At 38.2% G+C, this 1,063-nt stretch carries 1 protein-coding gene; it reads right to left on the reverse strand.

All coding sequences use genetic code 11. The features are described 5' to 3' along the window. Window positions 1-170: 170 nt before the first annotated feature. Window positions 171-1,063, reverse strand: an 893-nt coding sequence (locus AB1414_21435) for a C39 family peptidase (protein MEW6609974.1), incomplete at its 5' end; no start/stop codon positions are given.

The raw sequence follows: 1,063 nt of genomic DNA on the forward strand, positions 1-1,063 counted from the left end.
GGAACTGGAAGAGAAAAAAATGGTTGTTAAAGAATAACCAAAAGATTTTGATTTTTTTATTGGCTGAACTTTTACATTAGCCCAGATTTAATTCGAATTTGAACTAACGCAAAAGTTCAGTTTTTAGACTATCCTTTGTTGGGTTATTCGTTGGATCTGTTTGAGTAATTTCAGTCAGGGCTGCCACTAAAAACTAAAAGTGGATTGTGATCAAAAGCAGAAATAGCTATCTCATCTCCTGCTTCAGAGGCATCAACAAAGTATCTCGCTGCCGATTTAGCCACTGGGAGTTTATCCGGTGAACCCATACTACCAGAGCGGTCAATGACAAGGCCTGAGATGATATTTTGTGGAGGTACAACTGTCACCCAATTCCAAATGGCTTCGTTCTCGCATACCATAACATGTGGATTTAAGTCCCATGTATTATACACAGCAATTCGGTGATCGGTTCCAAAATCATACCCAAACCCACAAACCGCATGTCTTCCTGCACCGGTATCATAACCGACTTTTATAGGACGGTTATTATCAATTTCATTTTGAAAAGTTGTATAAGAATGGGAGGAGTCAACACTAGAAGTAAACTTATATCCATGCTGTTCGGCAACATCAATAATTGCATTTCTCTGCTGAGAGGCAGAGGACCCATAGTCAGAGTCAACTCCTCCACTTTGCGGAAAACCAAAAAAATTTGCAAAATGATCAACTAGGTCTCTTGGACAAGTAGGATTCATTAGAATATTATTGGGTCCATTCCAGCTAAATGTACTTACTGGATGGAGTAAGTTTGAATATCCATGGCTACCATGATAATTAAATATCATAGCCAGAGAGGTGGAGCTACATCCACGATACCAGGTATATGCTTCAACTCCTGATATTTGATTAGTTGCAAATTCTAAATTTTCTACCTTTGTTCGTTTCCATCTTAATTCAGCTTTTGATCTTATCTCATCTGCTTTCTCTTGCAGAACAGCTTGTCTCCTATTAAGTTCGTCTTCTGAAACTATCATAGTTGATTTTAAGCTTACAGCTACACTTTTATCCCCTGATTTTGATG

Source organism: bacterium, from assembly GCA_040755795.1.
Classification (GTDB): Bacteria; UBA9089; CG2-30-40-21; order CG2-30-40-21; family SBAY01; genus JBFLXS01.